General features: G+C 59.0%; 4 protein-coding genes. 3 read left to right on the top strand and 1 reads right to left on the bottom strand.

Features of this window, described 5'->3' with window-relative positions; all coding sequences use genetic code 11:
• From ACETWG_12855 to hemW, 3 genes are all read left to right on the top strand, one after another.
• On the top strand, positions 1 to 497 hold a 497-nt coding region (locus ACETWG_12855), incomplete at its 5' end, for a hypothetical protein (protein ID MFB0517475.1).
• Between the two features lie 491 nt (positions 498 to 988).
• On the top strand, positions 989 to 1,477 hold the full coding sequence (locus tag ACETWG_12850) for a class I SAM-dependent methyltransferase (GenBank protein MFB0517474.1): 489 nt from the start codon (positions 989 to 991) through the stop codon (positions 1,475 to 1,477).
• Positions 1,478 to 1,511: 34 nt separating this feature from the next.
• Complete coding sequence (hemW, locus tag ACETWG_12845; protein ID MFB0517473.1) at positions 1,512 to 2,738, top strand: radical SAM family heme chaperone HemW; 1,227 nt, start codon at positions 1,512 to 1,514, stop codon at positions 2,736 to 2,738.
• Here the strand turns inward: hemW and ACETWG_12840 are convergent.
• On the bottom strand, positions 2,716 to 3,552 hold an 837-nt coding region (locus tag ACETWG_12840; GenBank protein MFB0517472.1), incomplete at its 5' end, for a hypothetical protein. The genes hemW and ACETWG_12840 overlap by 23 nt on opposite strands.

Raw genomic sequence — 3,552 nt, 5'->3', positions numbered from 1 at the left:
GTGGCGTCTTGGCCGTGAGCCCGGTGCTCGATCCCCTGGGCAGCACCCGTCGGCTGGACGCCAGCCCACTCTTTCGGGCCTATTTCCGGGAGAGATGGGTACGTTCGCTACGCCGAAAGGAGGCCCTTTATCCCCAGCGTTACGATTTCGCAGACCTTTATGAAGAACCCAGTATCATGGCCATGACCTGGCTGCTTCTAGAGCGCTACACCCCCTTCCCATCCGTAGAAGCCTATTTTGACCAGTATACTCTGACGCCTGAGCGTCTTGTGGACGTCAGGGTTCCGGCCTACCTGATGGCCGCGTTGGATGATCCGATAGTGGCCGATGCTCCTTATGCCGGCTTTGACCGGCTGGAGCGCGTTCACCTAATCATTCAGCAACGAGGAGGTCATATGGGCTTTGTGGGTCCTTTCCTGCGCACATGCTGGTATGAAAGAGTTATCCTGAAGTTGATGGCCGAGCTGGGCGACCGGGATGATAACGGTACAGCCTAAAAAGACGAGGCGGCAGCCAGGCGACTGCCACCTCGTGCAGGCTGGGTAGATTGTGCCAGTGCAGGAGGGATACTCCCTCTACCGGAGGAGTATCCAGGGAGGTACATGAGAGAGATTGCACAGACCCTTAAACTTGCCAAGGCGTGTAATCTCAACTGTTTAAAGGCTTGAATAGACAAAAGTTCCCGGAATTTTATCCTGGATTCAGGTTTATTTAGTCAGGGAGACCTGTGGCTCTATACGACATTGGCAAGAAGGTTATGCGGCGGGTATTAAGCGGTGCAGTCGTTCATCGATGGGAACCGTTATTTCGCCGGGCCTTACGGTGGTGGTATACTGGCCGCAACTACTATTGCCCTTGTTGTAAGGCTTCCCTGCGCCGGTTCGTGGAAGGGGGGGAGATTTGTCCGGCCTGTGGCTCGGGGCGACGCCAGAGACTGCAATGGCTGCACCTCGAGCAAGTCCACAATTTTTTTCATCAAAATTACCCTGTGCTGGACATTGCTCCCTTACCCAGCTTCCAGCGTTACTGTCTTTCCAGTACCGGACTCAAATATCAGAGCATTGACGTTGCCCTGCCCTGGACTACGATTCGGGCCGATATAAGGGCTGCCCCTTATGGCGATGAGACCTTTCAGGTTATCCTTTGCAGCCACGTACTGGAGCATATTCCGGAGGATCGAGTGGCCATGAGGGAAATCCACCGGCTGCTTGCTTCCGGTGGCTTTGCCCTGATCCAGGTACCTATTGATGGTGCTGAGACCAGGGAAGATGCGAGCATCTCGGATCCGGAGGAGCGGAGGCGATTATACGGTCAAGCAGACCATGTGCGCAGCTATGGAATGGATGTCAGTGTTCGATTAAGCCAGGCCGGGCTGCGTGTCGAAGTGGTTCCTTACGCCCGGCAGTTCAGCAAGGCTGAACAGGCGCGCTACGGGCTGGATCCTGAGGAGGTTTTATTTGTCTGTCATAAGGATTGATTAGCCGCACTCGCGTGGCCGGTTGGCCGTATCAGTGGCTGGCAGCGATCTTCACCCCATGAGCACCACTCCCACCGCCGGCATCTACATCCACATCCCTTTCTGCCGGTCAAAATGCCTGTATTGCGATTTTTATTCCCTCGCTGACAGGGGGGAGGCCATGGACCGATTCGTGAGTTGTATGGTGGAGGAGATTCACCTGGCAGCAGGCCGGGCCCGCAACTGGTGCGTTGACACGGTTTACGTGGGTGGCGGGACGCCGAGTCTGCTCACTCCCAGCCATCTGGAGCAGATACTGACTGCTCTTCAGCACGAGCTGGATTTAAGCCGGATGGTGGAATTCACCCTGGAGGCCAATCCGGGGGAGGCGCCTGAAGAGAAGCTGCGTGCCTTTCGCGGCCTGGGGGTCAACCGACTATCCGTTGGCTTCCAGTCTTTCGATCGCACGCTGCTCAAGTTTCTGGGGCGGCGCCACGATCCCCGGGACTGCTCTGTAACTTTCGCCGCCGCTCGCCGGGCCGGATTTGATAACATCAGCGTCGATCTGCTGTTCAATATTCCCGGTCAGACGCTCCAGCGCTGGCAGTCCGATCTCGCCAGCCTGGTGGAGCTGGAGCCGGAGCATATCTCCGCCTACTCGCTGACGGTGGAGGAGGGTACGGCCCTGCACGGGATGGTGGCGGCGGGGGAAGTTACCATGCCCCCCGAGGAAGTGGATGCGGCCATGTACAGCTGGACCCGGGAATACCTTCCGGAGCAGGGTTACCCGGCCTACGAGATCAGCAATTTTGCCCGCGCGGGCCGTGCCTGCCGTCATAATCTGCATTACTGGCGCATCGAGCCCTGCCTGGGGTTCGGCCCCGCGGCGCATGGCTTTGATGGCACCCGGCGCACCTGGAACGTGCGGAGCCTGGACGAGTATATGCAGCGGCTTGAGGAGGGGCGTTTGCCGGTAGCGGGGAGCGAGGTCTTGAGCGCCAGCCAGCGGTATAACGAGAAGCTGGCCTTCGGCCTGCGGCTGAGTCAGGGCCTGTCGGTAATAGCTGACCTGGGTTATGCTAATGTGGCGGATTTCACCCGCTGGTACCGGGACCAGCTGGAGCGGTGGGCAGCGCACCTCACGCTTACCGGTGACCGGCTGCGCCTTCAGGAGCGGGGGATTCTGGTGGCCGATACTATCGCCGCCGACCTGATGCTGGAGGCGAATGATTCGGTGCCGGTACCGAGCCCACGCCTTCCTACAGCCCGCGCTGGAAGCTGAAGACCCATCTGAAGTTGATCTCCGAGCCGTCTTCTTCGGGCACGTTGACATAGAAGGGCAGGTCCACGCGGAAATAAAAGGTCTGGCCGAAGAAGAGGCGCTTGGACCACTCAAGGCCGAAGCCGGCATCCATAAGAAAATCGCCGTCAAAGTCCTGGTCGCCTACCTCCAGGCGGTCACCCCACAGCAGGGCCCCGTCCAGGAACAGGCTCGCCCCCAGGGTTCCAACCTTTCCGAAAGAAAAGGGCCAGGTAAGTTCGGTGGTGGTAGTCAGCAGGCCCTCAACGCCGAAGTAGTCGTGGTCATAATAGCCCCTCAGGTTGCCGTCGCCGGGCAGGTGGTAATGTTTCTGAACCTCGGGGGGCAGGCCGTAAAGGGAGCCCTCAGCGCTCAGATAGGGCCGGTGGTAGTATTCCATTGAACTGGCGGCGGCTACCGTGAAGCGTTCCTGGCTGGGGATGCTGGTTGTGGACCATATGCCCCCGGCGAGAGACCGGAAGTTAAGCCGTGCCGGGCCCAGGCTTCTCCCGGCCCGGAACTCCAGCGTGAGACGGGTGAAGTCGTAATCGCCGATGGTAGGCGCTCCTGCGGTGGCCATTAGAGTATATTCATACTCCCACACCAGCGTTTCCTTCTGAACGCCCAATGCGGTCGTCAAGTAGGTGGTTTGCCCGGGATTGAACAGGTGCGGGGCATAGGTGCTGTCGTATACGTCGTAGCTACCGATTTCGAAAAGGGCACTGTAAGTGGGTTTCAACCCGTAGGCTCGGCTTGTGCGCCGCATCAGTCCCAGACTGGCCCCCCGCACACCGTC

This window comes from Candidatus Neomarinimicrobiota bacterium, assembly GCA_041862535.1.
Taxonomy (GTDB): domain Bacteria; phylum Fidelibacterota; class Marinisomatia; order SCGC-AAA003-L08; family TS1B11.
The sequence above is the reverse complement of the archived record's forward strand: the minus strand, read 5'-3'. Positions and strand labels throughout refer to the sequence as shown.